General features: G+C 39.9%; 26 protein-coding genes and 1 pseudogene. 6 read left to right on the top strand and 21 right to left on the bottom strand.

Annotation, left to right across the window (positions count from 1 at the left end):
- Positions 1-108 precede the first annotated feature (108 nt).
- The 8 genes from BMI76_RS08940 to BMI76_RS08905 all read right to left on the bottom strand — a co-directional run bounded on the left by BMI76_RS08940 (position 109) and on the right by BMI76_RS08905 (position 6,250).
- Entirely contained in the window at positions 109-729 is a 621-nt protein-coding gene (locus BMI76_RS08940) for an HAD family phosphatase (protein ID WP_075347231.1), read from the bottom strand.
- A 55-nt stretch (positions 730-784) separates the two neighbouring features.
- Complete coding sequence (locus BMI76_RS08935; protein ID WP_075347230.1) at positions 785-1,750, bottom strand: SIS domain-containing protein; 966 nt, start codon at positions 1,748-1,750, stop codon at positions 785-787.
- 33 nt (positions 1,751-1,783) lie between these two features.
- Positions 1,784-2,599 carry a PTS system mannose/fructose/sorbose family transporter subunit IID gene (locus BMI76_RS08930; RefSeq protein WP_075347229.1) on the bottom strand — a complete coding sequence of 272 codons (816 nt, stop codon included), beginning with the start codon at positions 2,597-2,599 and terminating at the stop codon, positions 1,784-1,786.
- A gap of 11 nt (positions 2,600-2,610) precedes the next feature.
- A complete protein-coding gene (locus BMI76_RS08925; RefSeq protein WP_075347228.1) occupies positions 2,611-3,390 on the bottom strand; it encodes a PTS sugar transporter subunit IIC in 780 nt (259 codons plus the stop codon).
- Between the two features lie 22 nt (positions 3,391-3,412).
- Entirely contained in the window at positions 3,413-3,883 is a 471-nt protein-coding gene (locus tag BMI76_RS08920) for a PTS sugar transporter subunit IIB (RefSeq protein WP_075347227.1), read from the bottom strand.
- Positions 3,880-4,281: a PTS sugar transporter subunit IIA gene (locus BMI76_RS08915; protein WP_075347226.1), complete on the bottom strand. Its 402-nt coding sequence runs from the start codon at positions 4,279-4,281 to the stop codon at positions 3,880-3,882. The genes BMI76_RS08920 and BMI76_RS08915 overlap by 4 nt, the downstream gene beginning before the upstream one ends.
- A gap of 65 nt (positions 4,282-4,346) precedes the next feature.
- Positions 4,347-5,057 (bottom strand): GntR family transcriptional regulator, encoded by a 711-nt coding sequence (locus tag BMI76_RS10950; protein WP_075347225.1) that lies wholly within the window; start codon positions 5,055-5,057, stop codon positions 4,347-4,349.
- A 662-nt stretch (positions 5,058-5,719) separates the two neighbouring features.
- Positions 5,720-6,250 (bottom strand): TetR/AcrR family transcriptional regulator C-terminal domain-containing protein, encoded by a 531-nt coding sequence (locus tag BMI76_RS08905; RefSeq protein ID WP_075347224.1) that lies wholly within the window; start codon positions 6,248-6,250, stop codon positions 5,720-5,722.
- Positions 6,251-6,372: 122 nt separating this feature from the next.
- Between BMI76_RS08905 and BMI76_RS08900 the strand changes: the two genes are divergently transcribed.
- Both BMI76_RS08900 and BMI76_RS10705 read left to right on the top strand, forming a co-directional pair.
- Positions 6,373-7,485 (top strand): NADH-dependent flavin oxidoreductase, encoded by a 1,113-nt coding sequence (locus BMI76_RS08900; RefSeq protein ID WP_075347223.1) that lies wholly within the window; start codon positions 6,373-6,375, stop codon positions 7,483-7,485.
- A 105-nt stretch (positions 7,486-7,590) separates the two neighbouring features.
- Positions 7,591-7,764 (top strand): hypothetical protein, encoded by a 174-nt coding sequence (locus BMI76_RS10705; RefSeq protein WP_180372839.1) that lies wholly within the window; start codon positions 7,591-7,593, stop codon positions 7,762-7,764.
- Positions 7,765-7,993: 229 nt separating this feature from the next.
- Here BMI76_RS10705 and BMI76_RS08890 read toward each other — a convergent pair whose 3' ends face one another.
- Positions 7,994-8,617 (bottom strand): MunI family type II restriction endonuclease, encoded by a 624-nt coding sequence (locus BMI76_RS08890; protein ID WP_075347222.1) that lies wholly within the window; start codon positions 8,615-8,617, stop codon positions 7,994-7,996.
- The gene (locus BMI76_RS08885; protein WP_075347221.1) at positions 8,610-8,831 is read right to left on the bottom strand and encodes a helix-turn-helix domain-containing protein; all 222 of its coding nucleotides are present in this window, start codon (positions 8,829-8,831) and stop codon (positions 8,610-8,612) included. Before BMI76_RS08885 ends, BMI76_RS08890 begins: the two co-directional genes overlap by 8 nt.
- A 122-nt stretch (positions 8,832-8,953) precedes the next feature.
- Between BMI76_RS08885 and BMI76_RS08880 the strand changes: the two genes are divergently transcribed.
- Both BMI76_RS08880 and BMI76_RS10790 read left to right on the top strand, forming a co-directional pair.
- Positions 8,954-9,682 carry an MT-A70 family methyltransferase gene (locus BMI76_RS08880; RefSeq protein WP_075347220.1) on the top strand — a complete coding sequence of 243 codons (729 nt, stop codon included), beginning with the start codon at positions 8,954-8,956 and terminating at the stop codon, positions 9,680-9,682.
- A gap of 286 nt (positions 9,683-9,968) precedes the next feature.
- Positions 9,969-10,874, top strand: a pseudogene (locus BMI76_RS10790) (tyrosine-type recombinase/integrase); the annotation flags it as partial.
- Positions 10,875-10,988: 114 nt separating this feature from the next.
- Here BMI76_RS10790 and rpsI read toward each other — a convergent pair.
- The 6 genes from rpsI to rlmB all read right to left on the bottom strand — a co-directional run bounded on the left by rpsI (position 10,989) and on the right by rlmB (position 14,704).
- Positions 10,989-11,381: a 30S ribosomal protein S9 gene (gene rpsI, locus BMI76_RS08870; protein WP_075347219.1), complete on the bottom strand. Its 393-nt coding sequence runs from the start codon at positions 11,379-11,381 to the stop codon at positions 10,989-10,991.
- A gap of 22 nt (positions 11,382-11,403) precedes the next feature.
- Positions 11,404-11,850, bottom strand: coding sequence for a 50S ribosomal protein L13 (gene rplM / locus BMI76_RS08865; RefSeq protein WP_075347218.1), 447 nt, complete (start codon positions 11,848-11,850; stop codon positions 11,404-11,406).
- A gap of 318 nt (positions 11,851-12,168) precedes the next feature.
- The gene (locus BMI76_RS08860) at positions 12,169-12,363 is read right to left on the bottom strand and encodes a helix-turn-helix transcriptional regulator (RefSeq protein WP_075347217.1); all 195 of its coding nucleotides are present in this window, start codon (positions 12,361-12,363) and stop codon (positions 12,169-12,171) included.
- Entirely contained in the window at positions 12,360-12,854 is a 495-nt protein-coding gene (locus tag BMI76_RS08855; RefSeq protein WP_075347216.1) for a hypothetical protein, read from the bottom strand. Before BMI76_RS08855 ends, BMI76_RS08860 begins: the two co-directional genes overlap by 4 nt.
- A 134-nt stretch (positions 12,855-12,988) precedes the next feature.
- A complete protein-coding gene (locus BMI76_RS08850; RefSeq protein ID WP_075347215.1) occupies positions 12,989-13,849 on the bottom strand; it encodes a DegV family protein in 861 nt (286 codons plus the stop codon).
- 114 nt (positions 13,850-13,963) lie between these two features.
- A complete protein-coding gene (rlmB, locus tag BMI76_RS08845) occupies positions 13,964-14,704 on the bottom strand; it encodes a 23S rRNA (guanosine(2251)-2'-O)-methyltransferase RlmB (RefSeq protein WP_075347214.1) in 741 nt (246 codons plus the stop codon).
- A gap of 113 nt (positions 14,705-14,817) precedes the next feature.
- Between rlmB and BMI76_RS08840 the strand changes: the two genes are divergently transcribed.
- Complete coding sequence (locus BMI76_RS08840) at positions 14,818-15,336, top strand: PadR family transcriptional regulator (RefSeq protein WP_075347213.1); 519 nt, start codon at positions 14,818-14,820, stop codon at positions 15,334-15,336.
- 2 nt (positions 15,337-15,338) lie between these two features.
- Positions 15,339-15,971 carry a GyrI-like domain-containing protein gene (locus BMI76_RS08835; protein WP_075347212.1) on the top strand — a complete coding sequence of 211 codons (633 nt, stop codon included), beginning with the start codon at positions 15,339-15,341 and terminating at the stop codon, positions 15,969-15,971.
- Positions 15,972-16,279: 308 nt separating this feature from the next.
- Here BMI76_RS08835 and BMI76_RS08825 read toward each other — a convergent pair whose 3' ends face one another.
- The 5 genes from BMI76_RS08825 to pnp form a co-directional block, all read right to left on the bottom strand.
- Positions 16,280-16,675 (bottom strand): Mini-ribonuclease 3, encoded by a 396-nt coding sequence (locus BMI76_RS08825; RefSeq protein ID WP_075347211.1) that lies wholly within the window; start codon positions 16,673-16,675, stop codon positions 16,280-16,282.
- Positions 16,668-18,011 carry a cysteine--tRNA ligase gene (cysS, locus tag BMI76_RS08820; protein WP_075347210.1) on the bottom strand — a complete coding sequence of 448 codons (1,344 nt, stop codon included), beginning with the start codon at positions 18,009-18,011 and terminating at the stop codon, positions 16,668-16,670. The genes BMI76_RS08825 and cysS overlap by 8 nt, the downstream gene beginning before the upstream one ends.
- 205 nt (positions 18,012-18,216) lie before the next feature.
- A complete protein-coding gene (gene cysE, locus BMI76_RS08815) occupies positions 18,217-18,834 on the bottom strand; it encodes a serine O-acetyltransferase (RefSeq protein WP_075347209.1) in 618 nt (205 codons plus the stop codon).
- Positions 18,835-18,852: 18 nt separating this feature from the next.
- Positions 18,853-19,593 (bottom strand): SseB family protein, encoded by a 741-nt coding sequence (locus tag BMI76_RS08810; protein WP_075347208.1) that lies wholly within the window; start codon positions 19,591-19,593, stop codon positions 18,853-18,855.
- Complete coding sequence (gene pnp / locus BMI76_RS08805) at positions 19,583-21,775, bottom strand: polyribonucleotide nucleotidyltransferase (RefSeq protein WP_075347207.1); 2,193 nt, start codon at positions 21,773-21,775, stop codon at positions 19,583-19,585. The genes BMI76_RS08810 and pnp overlap by 11 nt, the downstream gene beginning before the upstream one ends.
- Positions 21,776-22,048 lie beyond the last annotated feature (273 nt).

Here is a 22,048-nt window from a genome sequence, read left to right as displayed (position 1 = left end):
AAACTTTTATGAATCTTAATACTATTTACGCTATCAAAAAAACAGTTGATGATTTAACAGGAAAGTTTAGCTTTTCTAGGAAACATTATGACTGTAAAGAGCTTAATATTATAAATAATTTAGAACTTCTTTGAGATTTGAAATAATTTTATCAGCCTTTTTCTGGTTGATACAATAATCTTGACTTAAAGCGAGTGTATAAAGACAAGCAGCTTTAGCAGATTGGATACCAAGTTCAGAATCTTCTACAGCTAAGTATTTCCCTTGACCAAGAGCACTTTGTGCACGTTGATAAATTTCTGGATGAGGTTTACTCTCTCTAAGCTCCTCTCCACTGATCACAAAATTGACATATTTTTCTAAATCTGTCTCTACTAGCATCTTTTTAATTTCCCTGTAGGGGGAAGATGACGCAATAGCAAGTTTCTTCTTCCTTTTTGTAATTTCCTGAAAAAGCTTTAAAACTTCTGGTCTCATCGCTTTTTTAAAATCAAGCGAGTGCTCTTCCATATAAACCTTATATCTCCTTTTTAAGTCCTCTTTATTAGAAATATCATCAGGGATTAGCATTTCCCATATTTTTTCATTAGTTTCTCCAATAAAAGTCTCAATCGTCTTAGTTTTTGGAACAATTGCATTTTCTGAACAAAAATCTAAGCGACGCTTAAAATAAAAACGTTCACTATCAATTAAAACACCATCCATGTCAAAAATAACACCATCAAACATATCCTAATCTCTCCAAATTCAAAAGGCTGAGTTTCCCCAGCCATTAATACACATATTAGTATTCTAGTTTCCACATGTAGCGACGTTTGGTCAACGGATGCTGCCTTGCAATAGCAAGTTGTTCAGCGTAAACTCTGAAAACTGCTGTAATCACAAATGGATTAAAGTAATCTACAACTGTTTTCTTAACAGCTGACGACAAACCAAAATCAAGTGCATCCAAGGTTGTGACTTTGGCATCGAAGCGCTGTAGGAAAGTTAAGGCACGAGCATCAATTGGACGAGTGCTTCCTTCATTCATAAAGAGGATAAAAGGAACATCCTTTTCCACAATTTCAAATGGTCCATGAAAAAATTCACCAGAGTGGAAATTCCCTGAGTTGATCCACTGCATTTCCATCATCAGACAAACCGAGGAAGAGTAAGCAACCTCAGCGGTTGCTCCACTGCTCATCACATAGATGCCAGGCACATCTTTATATTGCTCTGCAAAATGTTTCGCATCTTTTTCTACTGTTTTTACAGCCTCATCACAAAAATCATAAATACGATTCAATCCATCAATCATATCAGGATAATACTCATAACCTTCTACTTGATTCAAAATTTCCACAGCTAACTCAAGGGCATAACCCATTTTTTCCAATTTAGCAGAGTAGCTCTCTGCAAATCTATGAACAATGGTATAATCGGCATCAACTGTCAAAGGTGAGCCTTCAGATCTGGTTAAAGCAATAACATGGGCACCATGTTCTTTTGCAATACTGTTGGACTCAACCGTTTCCGGCGTAGTTCCCCCTAATGAAGCAGAAATAACAATTGTTGAAGAACCAAGATTTGCAGGTGTTGCAAAATTAAATTCATTAGCAGTATAATGGCTAACTTGCAAGCTTTTGGCATTGTGGTCTAAAAAATATTTTGCCGGATAAAGTTCACCTTTTGACGCACCGCAGCCAACAAACATAACAGATGTAATGTCGTTAGAACCAACAATTTCTGAAATAATGTCTTTTGAATTCATATAAATTCCTCCTTTTATTTACAAATTATAAATTTATGCCAATACGCCCAGAGCACTTAAAATAATACCCCCCACAATCGAAATAACCAGCATCCAAGTAACACTGACCTTCTTTTGCAATAACCAGTACATCAAGAAGGTCAGAGACAAAGGCAGCATCTGCGGCATGATATCATCCAAAACATCTTGAAGGATAAAGCTCTTGCCGGTAGTAAGTGGTGTCGTAATGCCTATCATACTAGCAATCATTGAACCAATAACCATTAGACCGACAATTGAACAAACATACATTACCTTATCCATCAATCCTTCAGAATAAAGTCGAGTAAGATATTTTTGACCGACTTGATAACCTAATTTCCCACCATAATAAGTTACTAAATAAGAAGGGACAAAAGATATGAACATTGCAAGAATTGGTCCCAAAATGCTTCCTTGCCGTGCCAGAGTAATTCCCAAACCAAAAGCCAAAATGCGAATCGTACCTTGGAAAAATGAATCACCAACCCCAGATAGAGGTCCCATCAAACTCGTCTTCATCGCGTTAATAACATCCGGGTTAAAATCTGTAGGATTTTTAGCATACTGTTCTTCCATTGACGCCGACAAACCTAAAACAAAAGCACTTGTTTGAGGAGTACAATTATAATAGGCCATGTGACGCTCATAAGCTTCCTTTTTTCGAGGAAGATCTTTGACATCAGGATAGAGACGATCTAAGGTTGGAGCAATACCGTACAAAAATCCCATATTCATTTGACGTTCATAATTCCAGGAAGCCTGAATTGTCCATGAGCGCCAGAAAAATTGTCTAAATCTTTTCTTGTCTTCATTTGTTGTTTTTGCCATTTATCTATCTCCTATAAGTCATCATCCAGAGGATCTGCTTCATTACCTGCAGAAACCGCAGCTGTAGAAAATTTTACATCAGCCATAAAGAAGGCTACCAAACATGCAAAGAGAGCCACTCCAGTCACTCCTAAGCCAGAGTAAGCAGTGATTAGAAAACCTAACAGTAAAAACGGGAGCATTTTTTTCGTCAGCATTGTTTGTAACAGTAAAGCAAAACCAAAGGCCGGAAGAATTTTAGCAGCTACTCCTAATCCCGTTGTTAACCATTTAGGTACCATAGTTACAATATCTCTTACTAAGTCAGTACCAAAATAAATTGCTAAGAAAATCGGAACAAAATACATCAAAGAATATAAAACTGTTCCCCAAATAATATGCATGTGGAGTGCACCGGTAAAATTAGCTCTCGAAATCATGTCATCAGCGACATGTGTTAAATTAGACAGGATCGTCCTCATTAATACGCCTAATAATTGTCCTAAAACAGAGATTGGAACTGCAATGGTCAAGGCCGTTTCGGTATTTGCATGAGATAGAATAGAAAATGCTGTAGCAATAATGGCTGCCATATTCATATCCGGCGGTGCAGCAGCCCCAATATTAACAAGACCCAAAGCCATTAATTCCAAAGATGCTCCAATCGTTAATCCTTGAGTAACATCTCCTAAAACAATACCTACCAAGGTACTGACAATCAGCGGTCTTTCAAAATTCAAACGTCCCAACAAACGAGAGTCGAGGACACAGAAAACACCAACTAATCCTAGTAAAACAGCTTTTACAAACATTGTTTGCCCTCCTTATATAGTTTTAAAGTTTATCTGACAGACTTTCTTTTTTTGAAGTCGGAACCTGTTGCATAAAGAGATTAATTCCCATATTTTTTAGAACACGTGAATCCTCCACTTCCTCTTTATTAAGATAAATGGCTTGACTGTATTGCGTAGCGTTTTCTTTTTTAGGAAGAACACCATAGTTGATTTCAGAAATTTTTGGATATCCCTCGCAAAATGCACGTGCTGCTGCAGTATTACCTAAAATAATCATGATATTCTCATTTAAAGTTTCTACTTTAGGCATTTTACTTAGTGCAGTTTCAAGAGTAAAAATATTCAGCTTCACTCCTGAAGGTTTTGACAGACTTAAAGACATTTTTTTAAATTCATCTTCAGCAGTTTCATCATCTATGACAATTATTCTCTCAATACCTAATGTTTTACTCCAAGCAAAGACAACTTGACCATGCAAGAGACGGTAATCAATTCTAACCAATTTAATCATAGGTCATCATCCTCCAAATTTGAATCTTCTATCAACTGATTTATTGATATGAGACTATTTTTTCCTTCATTAATGGCATCTGTAATGTCTGCCTCTTCGCTAAGTGTTAATAAAGTCAAGATTAAAGGCAAATTCATACCAGTAATTAATTGAACCTTTGGAAAATCTAATAGTAGTTCGGTCATCTCCGTATTAACACTACCTCCCAAAATATCTGTTAAAATAATAATTCTTTCATCAGTTACTCCTTTAATTTTTTCTTTCACTGAATCCTTAATCGATTCAATTCCATTACAATAAGCTGAAAATGCAAAGAGATTAGGTTGGGAGCCTGTAATCATTTCCACTGTATGCTTCATTCCTTCCGACAGTTTTCCGTGACTTGCTAAGATTATCATTTTCCTCTCCTTTTATAACGTATTATAACGTATTATCTTTAGCCAAAATTAAATTCAATATGTTTTTACATATCGAATTTATAATACTCACCAAGATAATACTGGTGACCAACGTGAATAGGTTTATTGTTCTGATCAGAAATCCTGACATTCAGATAGAAAAATGCTGTTCCAACAGGCAAAGACATTAAGGTCGCCAACTTATCATCTGCTAAAACAATTTCCAGTGTTTTAGCATCAGAGTTTTCAGCTTTTATTCCTCGCTTTTCTAAAATGTTGTAGAGAGAACCTTCGAGATTCTCCTCCATTAAAAAGGAAAAATCTTTAAGAGAAAAATAATTATTTTCTAGAAAAATAGGCATACCATCAGCAAAACGTTTACGCTGAATATAAAGAACTTCATCGTCTAAATCAATTTGCAGCTTTTCAGCAATTTCAGGTGTTGGTAACATTATGCGTTTTTCTAATACTTCACTTGATGGCTGTAAACCGTTCTTTAAACAGCTTTGTGAGAAGCCCATAACATACGACAGTTTGCGATTGACTCTTTTATGATTGACAAAGGTCCCTTTACCCTGCTTTTTGATAAGATAGCCTTCCGAGACAAGCTCTTTGATTGCCTTCCTGACCGTGACACGACTGACTCCATATAATTCTTCAAGCTCAGTCTCTGTTGGAATTTTTTGACCGACAAGATAAGTGTTATTTCTTATCTTGTCCTTCAAACTACTTTTAATTTGAATATAAAGTGGCACTTGGCTATTTGTAACTGGCATACCATTCCTTTCTTATAATACGTTATATAACGTATTTACACTTGTAATAATACGCTTTCAATTTAACTTTGTCAAGCTATTTTTAATTATTTTAAAATAATTTAGATAATCTAACAAGTTACATTTATCGTAAACAGTCATCACACAGACATTAGAGTAAGTATAGATATAATAAAAGGAACTACTTAAGAAGTACTTAAGCACAAAAAAATCCTACTATGCTTCAAATAACTTTAAGAAACTTATTCAGCTCAAAATTTTTGATAATGAAAATATAAACAATTAAATTCTGGGTATAAACACATTTCTTATCAAAATAAATAGGCAGCAAAACTTATAATCAATGCTAAATGGAGTAAAAACAAAGTTAACTATCATAAAATTAAAATTTGAGAAGAAAATTGTATATAAATTATTTTACTTAATGAACTAAAAATTTTCCAATAAGGCTTAAGGAAATTTTATTCAAAAGCCAGCTAAAGGGTAAATTCTTAGCTGGCTTGAAGTATGTATATAATCATACTAATTAACATTTTTGAAAACTAGCTTTTTCCTAACTGTACTGGATTATTAAACGCTGTTATATCAAGCGGCTTCAATCCTTTGCTTTTCGTCCTAGTCTCATAAAATTGAACTATAATCGAAAACAATTATTGGCTGAACTAAAATGACATATAAGCCTGCAGCCTGTTTGGCATCCCCGCATACAATAGTTCAACTAATCTTTCAACCTCCAATGACATGCCTGACTTAATCCAGCCAATCATTTTATAGATCACACCAAACCAGTACAAACTCAATAAGAATTCAATTTCATCATCAATTTGTGCTAAACCAATATAATCATACGAGACATCCATTAATAAATCATAATAATTTTCAACAAAAAACTTATTATCGAATTCAGTAACCAGCACACGCAAAAAATTCTTTTTTTCTTTTAAATTATTTAGCAGATACTCCGTGCTGTCCCGGTAGCTTTTTCCCTGTTTAAATAAGGCAAAACTTTTTTCTAAATCCTCGGAAAAAATCGAAAACATGGCCGAAGGAATATCCTGAAAATAATGATAAAACGTTTGCCTGGACATACCGGCCTCTTTCATAATCATTGAGACAGTGAGACTTTCATAACTGGTTTTTTCAAGTAAGTGGATAATGGAATTAGAAATGATCTTTTTAGTTGGTACTGTCATTGCAGATGCTCTTACACTTTCTCTGTTTTGTCACAACAAAAGTAACATTTTGTCGCCTTGAAAACGGTTTCATTATGCTATGATAATTATATCACAATGAGGATATAAAAGGGGGTCTAAACATGACTTATCAAAAACTTCTCGAGGAAATTAACTTCCCAAATGGCGGAAAATCTCCTTCAGCTATTGTTATGGCTCCAATGGAAGCAAAAGGTGCCAATCTTGATGGCAGCGTCAGTCAGGCCGATTTAGATTACTTCAGTATTCGGACCAAAGTTGCCGGCTTGATTATCACCGGGGCCATGAATGTTAACATGATCGGACGTGGTTTTAAAGGACAGATCGGCATTTTTGATGATAAATTCATTCCAGGTCTTAAAGAACTGGCACAAACCATCAAAAAAGATGGCAGTAAAGCCATTGCACAGCTCTACCATGCAGGCCGTGAGGCAGATATTACGCAGAATGGCGGCGTTGCTGCTGCCCCAACTGAAATGGAATTCCCATTTTTAAATCATCGTCCTCGGGAATTATCTGCCAGTGAAATCGAAGAAACCATTAAGGACTTTGGCAGAGCTGCCAAACGCGCCATCGATGCAGGCTTTGACGGCGTTGAAATCCACGGAGCAAATCACTATCTCCTTCAGCAATTTTTCTCTTCTTATTCAAATCATCGCACCGATAAATGGGGCGGCTCATTAGCGAATCGAATGAATTTCCCTCTGGCTGTGGCCAAGGAAGTCTGCCGTGTTGTCGATGAATATGCACCAGAAGGTTTTATTGTAGGATATCGCATCTCTCCAGATGAAATTCACGAAGAAACCATTGGATATACTGTGGATGACAGCATGCAATTAGTTGATGCGCTGCTAAAACAAAATAAATTGGATTATATCCATATTTCTCTATTTACTCACTATGATGCTAAACCTGATGGGCACGATGACAGTTACGCAGCTTTAGCCAATAAAGTTATTAAGGGACGCGCCAAGTTAATCATTGTTAGCGGTGTATCTACAGCCGATGATGCATTAGATGCCTTAAATGAGGCTGATTTAGTTGCCATTGGCCGGGCAGCATTGGTTGAGCCAGCATTCACTCAGAAAATCAAAGACGGCAAGACAGATACCATTCTGACAAAGGTCGAAAACTTAGAAGAGCTCAATTGGCCGGACGATTTAATAGAGTGGTACCGTGCTGAAAACTCTCCGCTTCCTCCGATTGAAGGCATTTAAATATTATCAAGAACACCAAAAGGCCTCAGGCAGCAATACCCCCTGAGGCCTTTTTTCTTAGCATCTTAGTTAGTTAATAGTTAATGAATTCCTATTGATTATGTCGTGACACCTGCCTCCGTTTATGACCAAGATGTGGCTTTCGAACTCCTTGAAAATAGTCCTATGTCCCTCATTTATGGTGATAAGGGCTATGTTGATACGAAGGTCAAAGCAGAGCTAACACATTATGGGGGTAGGTCCATTTCCAAACTAAGCAAAAACATGGTAGTCTTTTAATTGTTTGAAAACTACAGGATTAGTCGTTTGAGGAAACCTATCGAAATAGTAATTTCGGTTTTAGGGTTGTTTGGAATGGAGCAGTTACGTTACCGAGGTCTTCAAGCGCTTAAATTAGAGTAGAGGCAATATTACTTGTCTATTCCTTAATATTTAAAGACAGTCACGATAAGTTCAGAATAAATTTGAAATATTCGATGGCTTACGCCCGATTAACTAGCACAAGAGATTAAAGCAGATAGTCTAATAGATTTTCTTCAAAGAATTGAAGCAAAGAATCAATATCAGTTGTATCTCTCCACATGAAATAATTTCTTTCAAACCCTTGGTACCAAAAGTCAATTTCTCTATTTCTTCTTGGATCCCTTGTTATATCTCCAACAAAAACTACCCAAAAAGGGAGAATTTCATCACTAATACCACTTTTTTCACGTATTACTTTTAATAAGCCAGGCGTAAAATATTTATTGCTTCTCTCATGGGCGTTCCCTCGTCCATCTTGCATATTACCTCCTTCAATCCAGCCATCTTGACGTTTGATTTCCCCAAATAATGTTTTACCAGATTGAAGATTACGGATAGCAAAATCCATACTAATCCCCCACTGATAATCTTTTCCATTTGATTTAGTAATGCTAACATTATAAATAGCATCTAAAGTTTGTTGCGGAAGTTGGTGTTTAGAATATATATCTCCAAATTCTTTTGGATGTTGGTCAACTTTAAAAACTCCTGGATAAGCACCATCAAGAGCTATTTGAAGGGCTTTTGCAAAGATTTCTTCAGTTTTCAATGCTTTTCCACCGCTTATTGTTTGCCAGTTAGCCCTTCCTCTTAATTCATTACTAGCCATCGGAATCTCCAATCTCTTTTAATAATTTATAGGGCGCAATTTTTAGTGCACTTGCTATTTTCTCGAGTGTTTTTATACTTGGATTTCTATTTCCCATTTCTAAATCGCTTATATAAGTCCTATGTAATTGAGATAGTTCTGCCAATTTTTCTTGGGATAGATTCCTTTGAGTTCGAAAATATCTTATGTTATGAGAAACGATAGTAATTAACATATTTGCTCCTTACTGGAAATAGTATCAAAATAAAATAATTTTTCCACATACTATAAGTAACACTCCCGAAGTTTTAAAAAATATGATACAATGTTTTTAGACTTTAACGAAAGGAAACATTTATGACTGAAAAAAAAGTCTCTGGTTATTCAATATATAATATTGAAGCCCAGAAACGGACCAAGTTAAATCCTTTAAATGAATTATACCCAAAATTACCCTCTAAAAAATACGATGTTATTTATGCAGATCCACCTTGGGATTACGGTGGTAAAATGCAATATGATAAGTCAAGTAATAAAGATATTAACGTTGGTTTCGAGAAAAATATCTTTATTAGTTCCGCTTCGTTTAAATACCCCACGGTTAAGCTTAAAGAACTTAAAAAACTAGATGTCAATAGCATTGCTAAGGATGACTGCTTACTTTTCATGTGGACAACTGGCCCACAAATGGCTAATTCTATTTCTCTAGGAGAGGCCTGGGGCTTTAAATATAAGACTGTCGCTTTCGTATGGGACAAAATGGTTCATAATCCAGGTCAATATACTTTATCTCAAACAGAATTTTGTCTTGTATTTAAAAGAGGAAGAATTCCAAAACCTAGAGGTGCTAGAAATATTAGACAATTTCTACAATATCCCAGAGGCAAACACAGTGTGAAACCACTCCAAGTAATCGATAGAATTACCAAAATGTTCCCTAATCAAGAAAAAATCGAGCTATTTGCTCGAATTAATTTCAATGGTTGGGATAACTGGGGACTTGAAATCCCTAGCTCAAAAATCGAGATTCCTACCGGTGAAGAAGACACTTCATCATCGAAGAATCATGAAATTAAACTTTTTTAAAAGATAAGAAAATGGCGTCATTACAAAGTGGACGCTATTTTACTCCCTCATAACTCCCTCATAGAATTTTCTTCTACTCATCGTCTAGTTCCCTCTATTATGCTAATTTCTAAAACATCCTCGACTTGAAACAAGTAGTATCTATCACTTGCTTTTATGGTAATTTCTTTTAAATTTAGTTTCTTAACTGACCCTAAACAACTCTCTTTATTCTTGCCCTTTCTAATCACAAACATTTCCCTTAAATACTCTACATAAAACTGACCACGCAAGGTCAGTTTTTCAAACCGAAAATTTATTTCGGTTGTATATTCTTCCTCTTCTCAATAAATATTCAATAAGCCATCTCAATGAAAACCAACAATTAATCTTGTCATTGTTGGTAACTAAGGTAAATAATTACGCGAATTTTAGGACACTCCGTAATTACATCAACTCAGTCTTCGACTGGGTAGAAGAACTTGAATACATCCACATAAACTGTCTAAACAAAACCATTAGCCGAATTAAAACAACTTAAAAAACAGTTCCTAAAAGAAAGCAACCGTGAAAAAGATTTAGCTTTAGATGAAAAGGAGCTACGTCTTTGGTTAAAAGCATTTGACGATGATTCAGAGAATGGTCTCATTGAATTTAAAGACTATGTTCTTTTCTATGCCACTTTCTTCCTGTCTAATAGAGAATCTGAGAGTTATGCATTTCAATGGAAGTATATTAATTTTAAAAACAATGAAATTTTGATTGAAAATACCTTGGACAGATTTGATAATGTTAAAACCACTAAAGGTGGCAAGAGAAGAGTCTTTAATGAATGCTCCACTAGAGCTAATGAATTTTCTTAAGAAATGGAAGGACAACCAAAAGCAAGAACTGAGACCTTTTGGAATTAAGCAAACCAACAATCAATTTGTATTCACTCACAATGATAGGAAAATAATATTAATAAAGTAATCCACATTGATTATCTAAACTATCAAATGAAGCATTTAGAAAAAACACCATCCAAAATTAACTCACACCTCACAAGTTACGCCATACTGGCGCAACTCTCGCCAAACAAGCAGGGACATCACTAGAAGCTATTTCTGAGGCGCTGACACATAGTGACACCCTCACTACCAAAACTTACGTTAATACTTCAAATATTGTACCAATGGCTGTTGGGGAAATTGCCTACCGAAACCTAAAATAAATAATGGTGTGAATTTGGTGTGAAAAGTGGTGTGAATTTTGCTAAAAAACCATCAAAAAACACCCCATGGTGTGAACCATGAAGTGTCTGTAAACGTTGATATATCGCTAATAATTAACGTTTTGAGAATTGTGAAGCTTTACGCGCTTTCTTAAGACCTGGTTTTTTACGTTCAACCATACGTGCGTCACGTGTAAGGAGGCCAGCGCGTTTCAATGAATCGCGGAAGTCTGGGTCAACTTCAAGAAGTGCGCGTGCGATTCCGTGGCGGATTGCGCCTGATTGACCAGCATAGCCGCCGCCGATAACATTAACGAAGACGTCGTATGAACCTTCAGTAGAAGTTACTGCAAAAGGCTGGTTGATAACGAGACGAAGGTCAGCATGCGGAATGTATTCTTCAACATCTTTTTTGTTTACTGTAATTTTTCCAGTGCCTGGAACCAAGCGAACGCGTGCAACAGCGTTTTTACGGCGTCCAGTACCTGTATATTGTGCTTGTGCCATTATATTTTACGCTCCTTTCCTCTTAGATAAGACCTGTAATATCAAGTACTTCTGGCTGTTGTGCAGCATGTGTATGCTCAGGACCAACGAAAACTTTCAATTTCATGCCTTGTGCGCGTCCAAGAGTATTGTGCGGAAGCATTCCTTTAACTGATTTTTCAATCAAACGAACAGCATTTTTAGAACGCAGTTCACCTGCTGAGATTTGCTTCAATCCACCTGGATACATTGAGTGAGTGTAGTAGATTTTATCAGTTGCTTTCTTACCTGTTAATTTCACTTTTTCAGCATTAATAACGATAACAAAGTCACCTGTGTCAGTGTGCGGTGTGAAAGTTGGTTTATTTTTTCCGCGAAGAACGCTGGCAACGACTGCTGAAAGACGTCCAAGAGGCACATCAGTGGCATCAACAACGTACCATTTACGTTCAACTTGGCCTGGTTTAGCCATAAATGTTGTTTTGTTCATGATTTCTCCTATACGAATCTTATGTTTACAAGTAGTGGATGTTCCGGTCCACTGGTTATTTGAAGGGTTCCGGGGCCTTTCAAATGGGGTAAACAATACCGTCTTATATAATATCAAAAAATCAACCTCAAAGTCAAGAGGTTTTTCTTGTAAATCACAAGTTTTTTATCTGCAAAAACGGCCTCTGTCAGAGCGATCCAGTTTCCCTATCCGCTAAAGCTGTTCAAGCATTGCTGCTGGAATGACAGCAAGCAGTCATTCCAGTTCTTTAGCCGGCAAAAGGGTTACCGATCACTCCTGACAGATCCTTGCAAACTGCTATTCTTCCCAAAAAAGCTCATCCAGTGTTTTTCCCAATACCTTGCAAATTTTAAGACAGAGATTGATGGTGGGGTTGTAGTCTCCTTTTTCAATAGCTGAAACTGTTTGACGCGATACACCGACTAGGTCAGCCAATGCTTGCTGAGACAGATCCTTCCTGGCACGCGCAGCCTTCAGACGTAAATTTTTCATGAATCCGCCTCCTTTTTATCCAAATGCTTCTTATAAAGCATGACACTTATAATAATGGCAAAGGCGATAAGCAGCAGCAGAGACATCCCGCCATTTTCGGGAGAAAATGTATGGTTAAGAAGATTTTTGATGATCACGATTAACTCAAGAATCGACATCGTGCCAAACAGCCCAATTGAGGCCATTCCAATGGTCTTATTAATAGGAAAGTAAGCATCGTGCAAAACGGCATAAGAAACATAAATCACGATACCAACCAGCATAATCAGTAAAGCCAGCAGTTCCCCATTGAGGACTTTCATGAGTTCCTCGCTCCAAATGACAGCAGCGGCGCTCGTAAATATCATATCGTGTGCTGCATAGCGATAAGCTCTGTTTTGAAGAAGCTCTTGCCGTTCATCATATTCTTGCGTTTTTTTGGAACGTTTATAACCGACAGCTAAAACAGCAATAACCGCGGCGAACAAAACGAATTTTATTGAGATAATCATGAGTCTGTCCTCCTTTTCTTTTTACACCTATATTGTAGTCTTTAATTTTCTTTTTGTCAATTATATTTTACATTTTATCTGAAATAATAGTCAAAAAAGACAAGCAAAACGAATTTGCTTGCCTAAGATTAATGTTATCGTGGATTTTTACCAATGGTAAAGACAGCTAAGGTATTAGGGCCGACATGGGCTGAAATAACAGGGCCTAAGGGCAGTATCAAAACTTTTTTTATTTCTTCGTTTTCTAACAGCTGGGCTTTCAAACTTTCTGCACCTTCACTATCATTGGAATAGGCGACGACTGCGGTATCATGGCCAAGGTCGGCTGTTGCTCGTTTAATCATTTCTCTCATGCCCTTTTTACGGCCGCGCAGTTTTGCCAGCGGTACTAATTTCCCGCTCGGATCCAGCCATAGTAAAGGCTTGATATTGACAAGACTGCCGACAAGAGCAGAAGCCTTAGACAGTCGGCCGCCACGCATTAGATGGTAAAGATCGTCAACTAAAAAGAAGGTGTGCAGCAGCGGAGCTGTATCAAGCACGAGCTTTTTAACCTCTTGAAGCGAGCGTCCTTGATCTCGCGCCTGAGCGGCCAGCATAGCCAAATAGCCTTCGCCACCGGCTGCTGCCAAGGTGTCAACCACTTCGATCATAGCATCGGGGTATTCTTCCAAAACAACATCACGCGCTATCAAAGCTGACTGATAGGTTCCGGATAACACCGATGAAAAGGCAACATAAAGCACTTCATCTCCGTTTTCAGCTGCCTGACGAAAGACCGATTCAAACTGACCTGCATTGATCTGGCTTGTTGTGGGTTTGCTGCCCGCAGTCATTTTTTCCAGCAGCACTTCACTGGTCAGGCGGTTAGGTCCTACCGTTTCATAAGTGACATCGTCCAGTTGAACAGTCAAGCCCAGAAGCTGAACATTATTTTCCTGAGCCCAGCTTTCCGGTAAATCAGCGGTAGAATCTGTGATAATTGTAAAGCTCATGCTTAACCTCCTAAAATCTATCATTCCATCGTAAAAATTAATTTTAAAATCATTACCAGTTATTATAGCAAAAGAATTCGCTGCAAGCGAGAACGCAGCTGAACTGCTCAAAACCTACAAACGATTTCTAAAAACTTCATACATAAGAAGGGCAGCCGCAACACTGGCATTGAGGCTCTGCACATGGCCATCCATAGGAATGGTAATCATCTCATCCACTTGTTTTTTGATGTTGGCAGAGATCCCCTTGCCTTCATTGCCAATAATCAAGGCCAGCTTCCCTGCCGTATTCCACTTATACGACGGGGTGCCGTTCATGTCTGTCCCAAAAATCCAGAAACCGTGTTCCTTTAGTTTATCAAGAGTTTGGCTGAGATTGGTCACACGGGCAATAGGCACATGCTCCACCGCACCAGTTGAAGTCTTGGCAACAACTGGTGTCACACCAACCGCACGGTGTTTGGGAATAATCACCCCGCAGACATTGGTTGCATCAGCCGTACGCAGAATAGAGCCGAAATTATGCGGATCTGTCAGTCCGTCCAAGATAAGGATAAGAGGATTATCTTCCTGCTCTGCCTTTGCCAAAAGAGCAGCCAGCTCAGTATAGGCGAACTCGGAAACACGCAGGACAAAGCCTTGATGAACAGCGCCGTCTGTCATGTCAGACAGGGTCTTTTTGGACGTCCAGGAAATAGCTACCTTTTTCTCGGCGGCCAGCGTCTTAATCTTATCAACATTTTTACCGCACAGGTCATCCTGAATGTACAGTTTATTGCCGGTATTGGCTTGGAGTGCCTCAGTTACAGCATGAACACCGTAAACAATATCTATATTGTCAGTTTTTTCTTTCATGCCCCTATTATAGCATGAAAATAAAATCTCGTAACGCAAGAATTTCATTTGACACAAGTATATTCTAGTGTTAGAATATAGTTATTCTACCACTAGAATAAAAGGAGGTATCTATGGCTATTTCACTGACTGAACAGCTCATTCTTGGTATTTTGCTTGAAGGACCGCAGCATGGTTATCACATTGAGCAAATCATTAAGGAACGCGGCATGCGCAAGTGGACAGATGTTGGTTTTTCATCCATTTATTATGTTCTTGACAAGTTGGAGAAAAAAGGATTGGCAGCTGCTACTTCCAGCAAGGGCAAGGAGAAAAAAGAATATCAAATCACTAAAGAAGGGCTGGAAATCCTAAAAAGAACTACCCAAGAACTCATCAGTGAGTGTAAACCAGCAAACGCTCACTTGATGACGGGGCTCGCGACTGCTTATCTTTTGGATGGCAATGAGCTGCGCGCAGCATTTTCCAAACGAAAAGAAAAACTGGAAACAGAACTTGCAGATATGCAAAATAAAAAAGAAAATGGGCAGCACGAAACTCCTATCGCTCAACAGCTTTTCAGCCTCGGTGAGACACTTTTAAAGGCTGAACTCGACTGGCTCAAACAGGAAGTAAAGAAATTGGAGGGCTAAAAATGGCTTTTGATTTTAAAAAAGAATTCAAAGAATTCTACCAGCCTAAGACAAAACCGAGTATTGTCACCATCCCTAAGATGAATTATCTGGCAGTGCGCGGCACTGGCGATCCTAACCAAGAAAACAGCGCCTATAAAGACTCTATTGAGCTGCTTTATGGCGTCGCCTATACTCTAAAAATGAGTCACAAAACCGACTATAAAATAGATGGATTTTTTGATTATGTCGTGCCACCCCTTGAAGGCTTTTGGTGGCAGGATGGACTAAAAGGCATTGATTATGAGCATAAGGAAAACTTTTCCTTTATTTCTGTCATTCGCCTGCCTGACTTTGTAACCAAGGCTGATTTTGATTGGGCGATAAGTGAAGCAGCTAAAAAGAAGAAACGAGATTTTTCCAAGGTAGAATTTTTCACCTACGATGAAGGGCTGTGTGTCCAATGCATGCATATGGGCCCCTACAAGGACGAGCCCAAAACCGTTGAAGCGATGCATGATTTCATGATACAGGAAGGCTGCACTCTTGACATCACCAATGAGCGCAGGCACCACGAAATTTATCTCTCCGACGTTAGAAAAACAGCACCGGAAAAATTGAAAACGGTGCTACGGCATCCAATTAAGAAGGGCTAACACCATTAAAAAGACCGATTTTCAGAACAAATCGGTTTTTTTATGCTTTCAAAATGATGATGGGCCAAACTGCTTTGGTCTCCAGTGAACCTGATATAGATGTGCAAAGCAATTCAAAAAGTACGCAGATCTCCGTTATCAAGGGGAGGAAACGGCTCCAGAACACTTGAAAATACTTGAAAACCATCGCCTATTCTTGCAGGAAAAGCTCTCCCAATACCAAACATATATTGAGAAACTGGAGGACAAAACTGCGCACTATCGCTCTCAGATCAAAACACTGCAGGACAATGAATTCCGATAATCATTTAACTTTCTACCGTCTCAATACACCAGTCCACCAGCTCTTCCAACCGACGGGTTTGCTCAGTCATGTGCAGGTAGCCCATAACAGCCTCAAAACCCGTAGACATCTTGTAAGTCACAATGTCGGTATTCTTAGCTTTGGTGTTGGCATTGGCATTGCGTCCGCGGCGGTAGATTTCTTCTTCTTTTTCGGTCAATAGCTGCGCTTCCAGCATCTTAGTGATCAACATGGCTTGCGCCTTAGCAGATACATAATGCGTAGCTTTGCGGTGCAGCTGACCGGGCTTGGTCAGCCCCTGAAAAATCAGGTGCTTGCGAATGTAAGTGGAATAAACAGCATCCCCCTCAAAGGCAAGAGCAATCCCATTGATCAGATTGACATCAACAGCCCTAGTCACGTGTCCACCTCACACCGTCTTTGGTATCCAGAAGCTTGATGCCTTGGGATGCCAACTGGTCACGAATGGCATCGGCTTTTGCAAAATCCCGAGCTGCACGCGCTGCCTGACGTTCTTCAATCAAGGCTTCAATATCACTGTCAAGAACTTCTTCCTCAAAGACAATGCCAAAGACAGCAAGCATTTTTGCAAAGGCTTCCTTGACTGTTTCTGTGTAGTTTCCGGAATTGATCCATTTGGACATCTCAAAAATCACCGTAATACCGTTGGCCGCATTGAAATCATCATCCATAGCAAGTTCAAAATCTGCCATAAACCGCTCTAAAGCAGCCTGATCAGCCCTTTCTCCGACAGGAAGCGTATAGGTATTCTTCAGATATTTCAAATTAATTTCGGCATCGTGAATAGCTTTGTCAGTAAAATTGATCGGTTTGCGGTAGTGCTGCGTTGCCAGAAAGAAACGCAAAACCTGACCGTCTACAGTCTGTAAAAGATCATGAACGGTCACGAAGTTTCCAAGGGATTTGGACATTTTTTCATCATTCACATTGACAAAACCATTATGCATCCAGTAGTTGGCAAAAGGCTGCCCTGTTTTAGCTTCCGACTGAGCAATTTCATTGGTGTGGTGGGGAAATTCAAGGTCAGCACCGCCGCCGTGAATATCAATGGTATCGCCTAAAATCGTCGTTGCCATAACCGAACATTCAATATGCCAGCCCGGACGGCCCTTGCCCCAAGGACTGTCCCAGGAAATTTCCCCCGCTTTGGCTGATTTCCAAAGAGCAAAATCAAGCGGGTCTTCTTTGAGCTCACTTTCGGCATCCACCCGGCCGCTGGCTCCGATTTCTAGTTCTTCCAAAGTCTTATTGGCAAGAGCGGCATAATGATCTGATTTACGAACCCTAAAATAAACATCCCCTGCTGCTTCGTAGGCAAAATCTTTGTCCACCAAAACCTGCACAAATTCAATAATTTCCTGCATGTAATCAATAACACGCGGATTGGCAGTTGCCGGCTTTACACCAAGGGCAGCAACATCCTCTTTGAAAGCGGCAATGAACTTATCAGACAGCTCTTTGGTTGTCATTCCAGCTTCAGCAGCTGCCTTGATGATTTTGTCGTCAACATCTGTGAAGTTAGAAACATAATTAACCCTGTAGCCGCGATATTCAAAATAGCGGCGCACAGTGTCAAAAGCTACTGCACTTCTGGCATTGCCGATATGAATGTAATTATAAACTGTCGGACCGCAGACATACATGTTAACTGTATTCTTATGAATAGGCACAAATTCACGCAGACTGCGCGTCATGGTATCGTAAATTTTAATCATCTATCAACTCTCCAATCATTTTTTAGGAGCCTTTGTTTCTCCAGTAACAAGAACAAGCACCCTTAGCCAAGCCAGACTAATAAAGCCAAACTTCCTTTATGAATGTCACCGTGTTATATTTTCTTTTAATTTCATTAAATAAAGAGCGTCTAACACCCTTAGCTTTCAAGTCTTTTTGTCTCTTGTCCTTATAATCACCTAGAATTTACAGCCCTGACGAATGCAAGCTGGCTTCCTTGGCCTCTTCTAATTTTTTGAGGTAATACTCACGTTCTTCTTCAATTTGATGAATGGCCAGCTCATCCTTTTTACCATGTACGCGGACAACCTTGGCCGGAACACCGACGACTGTTACATCTGATGGCACATCAGAAACAACCACAGCAGCGGCGCCTACTTTGGCATTCTTGCCGATTTCAACCGGTCCGATAACTTGAGCATGGGCAGATACCAGAGCTCCTTCACGGACTGTGGGATGGCGTTTGCCAACATCCTTGCCGGTACCGCCAAGTGTCACGCCGTGATACAGCATGACACCTTTTTCAATAACCGTTGTTTCACCAATGACCAAACCTGAACCGTGGTCGATAAAAACGCCTTCAGCAATTTTAGCTCCAGGATGGATTTCAATCTGCGTCCAAAAACGCCAGAACTGGCTGTGCATCCGCGCCAATAATTTTAAATGATGTTTCCACAGAAAATGAGAAATCCGATGAGCGGCTAAGGCCTTGACGCCCGGGTAGGTCAAAAGAACCTCAAGCGTTGTCCTTGCTGCCGGATCTTTTTCTTTGACAATATCAATGGTTTCCTTCCACCAACCCATGTTCGTCTCCTTTTGCTTTTAATCCATACCAGACCATTCGACAACAATTTGTTTGTCATCAAACGGATTGATAACCACTCCCAGAGCTGCTTCTTTGGTTTTTGGATCTTGAATATCTGCTATTTTCCAGGTCATGATAACACCCTGAGCTTCTCTAAATGGTAGCCCGAACTCCTTGTCATGGTACCATTTGACAAAGCTCGGCAGGTTAGAAAAAATCGGCACATAGCTTTCCCCGTCCGGATTGGACATGGTCGGAAAGCCCTTGTCAAAATCGTCGTTTTCTTTAGGGTGAATAAAGGCCGGCACCAGATAATATTTATCCAAAATATCTGCCGCTTGGTTTTCTTCACTGAAGACGGTATTCAGGATAGCAGTGTAGTTGTTGATAAACTGTACCATTTCATTGCTTTTGAAAATGGTAGAGTTGCCAAAATCTCCTGTACGCTTAATGTTATAAACAATGCCGTTTAAACCGTTGACAATGACTTCTTCCAAAACTTCAAGACTCGGGCGCTCCACCCAGTTTTGCTTTCTGGCACTGGTTTGCTGCGCCCTGAACAGCTTCAAATCTTCCATATCTGTAAAGACAGGCGTCACCTTTTGCCCTTCAAGCGAAATGGCATAGGGCTGATCGCTTGCTAAGACAGGGAAAGAATGAAGGCTGTTAACAAGGGTTAAACTGTTTAAAAAATTATCCGGTTCCTTGATAAAGCTCCGCAGAGCCATGTCAAGTTCTTTGTTAAATTTATGCATCATGTTTTTCTTCTCTATCCTTATGTTCTTTTCCAGGACGATGATGTTTTTCAGACTTATGATGGCCGAAGATTTTTTCCGCTTTCGGCGGCCGCGGAAGAAGAGCCTTCATAGAAGCATCAACACGTCCCTTGTCATCTATTTTGATGACCTTAACGGTGACCGTATCCCCTATCGCCAGCACATCTTCGACTTTACTGGTTCGGCTCCAGGCAATCTCAGAAATGTGAACGAGAGCATCTGTCTGGTCAAACAGATTGACAAAGGCTCCAAATTTTTCAATGCGGACAACCTTCGCTTCATAAACCTCACCGACCTTTGCTTCACGCACCAAGTTTTTGATAATTTCCTTAGCACGGTTGATCGCATCTTGATCGCTGGAATAAATGGCAACATTGCCTTCGTCATCGATGTCAATTTTAACGCCGGTTTCTTCAATGATTTTATCAATCGTTTCGCCGCCCTTACCGATAACAACCTTAATCTTATCAATATCAATCTTAATGGTATCAATTTTTGGTGCTGTCGGAGCCAATTCCGGACGGGGCTCAGGAATGGTTGCTTCAATTAAATCAAGAATTTCAAAGCGGGCTTTTTTCGCCTGAGCGAGAGCTTCCTGCAAAATCTGCGGGGTAATTCCGGCAATCTTAATGTCCATCTGCAGAGCGGTAATTCCTTCACGGGTTCCGGCAACCTTAAAGTCCATGTCGCCGAAGTGATCTTCAAGTCCTTGAATATCTGTCAGCACAGTGTAATTTGTTCCGTCTGAAATAAGTCCCATAGCAATTCCGGCAACCGGTGCCTTAATGGGCACCCCGCCAGCCATCAGGGCAAGAGTACCCGCACAGATAGAAGCCTGTGAAGAAGAACCGTTTGACTCTAAAACTTCGGCTACTAAACGAATAGCATAAGGGAATTCCTCCAGGCTTGGAAGCACCTGAGCAAGGGCACGCTCTCCAAGAGCACCGTGACCAATTTCGCGGCGGCCAGGAGCACCGTAGCGGCCGGTTTCACCGACAGAATACTGCGGGAAATTATAGTGGTGCATGAAGCGCTTCTTATATTCCGGATCAAGACCGTCAACAATTTGTGTTTCTCCCATCGGAGCCAGTGTCAGAACGGACAGAGCCTGAGTCTGGCCGCGTGTGAAGAGACCTGAACCATGCACCTGCGGCAGAAAATCAATTTCGGCATCGAGCGGACGGATTTCATCAACACGGCGGCCGTCAGGACGAATTTTATCCTCAGTGATAAGACGGCGCACCTCCGCATGCTCCATCTGCTCGAGAATCTCTGCCACATCACGCATGATGCGGTCGTACTCTTCATCATCAGCATAGCGCTCATCATATTCAGCAATCACACGCTCCTTAACAGCTTCCGTTGCTGCTTCACGCGCTTTCTTCTCTTCGACTTGAACCGCTTGGGCCAGCTCCGTGTTGTAGTTTGCAATAATTTCAGCCTGTAAATCGCTGTCTACCTGCAGCAATTTGACCTCAGCTTTTTCCTTGCCAACTGCTGCTGTGATTTCTTCTTGGAAAGCAATCAGCTCACGCACAGCCTCATGTCCCTTAAGAAGAGCTTCCAGCATGACCTCTTCTGGCAATTCTTTGGCACCGGACTCAACCATGTTGATGGCATCCTTGGTTCCTGCCACGGTCAATTCTAGCAGCGAAGCTTCTTTTTGTACTGCGGTTGGATTGATGATAAATTCGCCATCAATATAGGCTACCTGAACCCCTGCAATGGGGCCATTAAAAGGAATATCTGAAATAGACAGAGCCAGCGAACTGCCAAACATGGCTGCCATCGGAGCACTGGCATCTGCATCATAGGAAAGGACGGTGTTGATAACCTGAACTTCATTGCGGAAGCCTTCAGCAAACATCGGACGGATAGGACGGTCGATAAGACGGGCTGTTAAGGTTGCATCGGTTGACGGACGTCCTTCTCGCTTGTTAAAACCGCCGGGGATTTTCCCAGCCGCATACATTTTTTCCTCATAATTGACCTGCAGCGGGAAAAAGTCACCTGTTGACATTTTCTTAGACATAACAGCAGCCGTAAGAACGGTTGAATTTCCGTAACGAACGACAGCGGCTCCATTAGCCTGTTTTGCAACCTGACCAATTTCCACAACTAACTTTTTACCAGCAAAGACTGTTTCAAACACTTGTTTCGACATTATTTTCTCCTGAAAAATTGTTCTACGTGTTTTCCACAAAATTGAGGGAGTAAGTCCAAAAATGGTAAGCCAGCAGGCTTATTTCGACGGCTGATGAGTTTGCTTTGTGAACCATTCAGCAGCATCTTATGATTAGTCTTGAAATCAGGCCGAACTTACTTCTTCAACTTTGCACAAAACCACGTATCCCGTCTATTTTAACATATTTTCGAGGAAAAGAAAAAGGCAGGAGATGACTTTTCTCTCGTTTACCCTAGAAACTGTATTTAGCAG

Source organism: Streptococcus sp. 'caviae' (assembly GCF_001937065.1).
Lineage (GTDB): Bacteria > Bacillota > Bacilli > Lactobacillales > Streptococcaceae > Streptococcus.
This window is presented reverse-complemented; position numbering and strand designations above follow the sequence as displayed.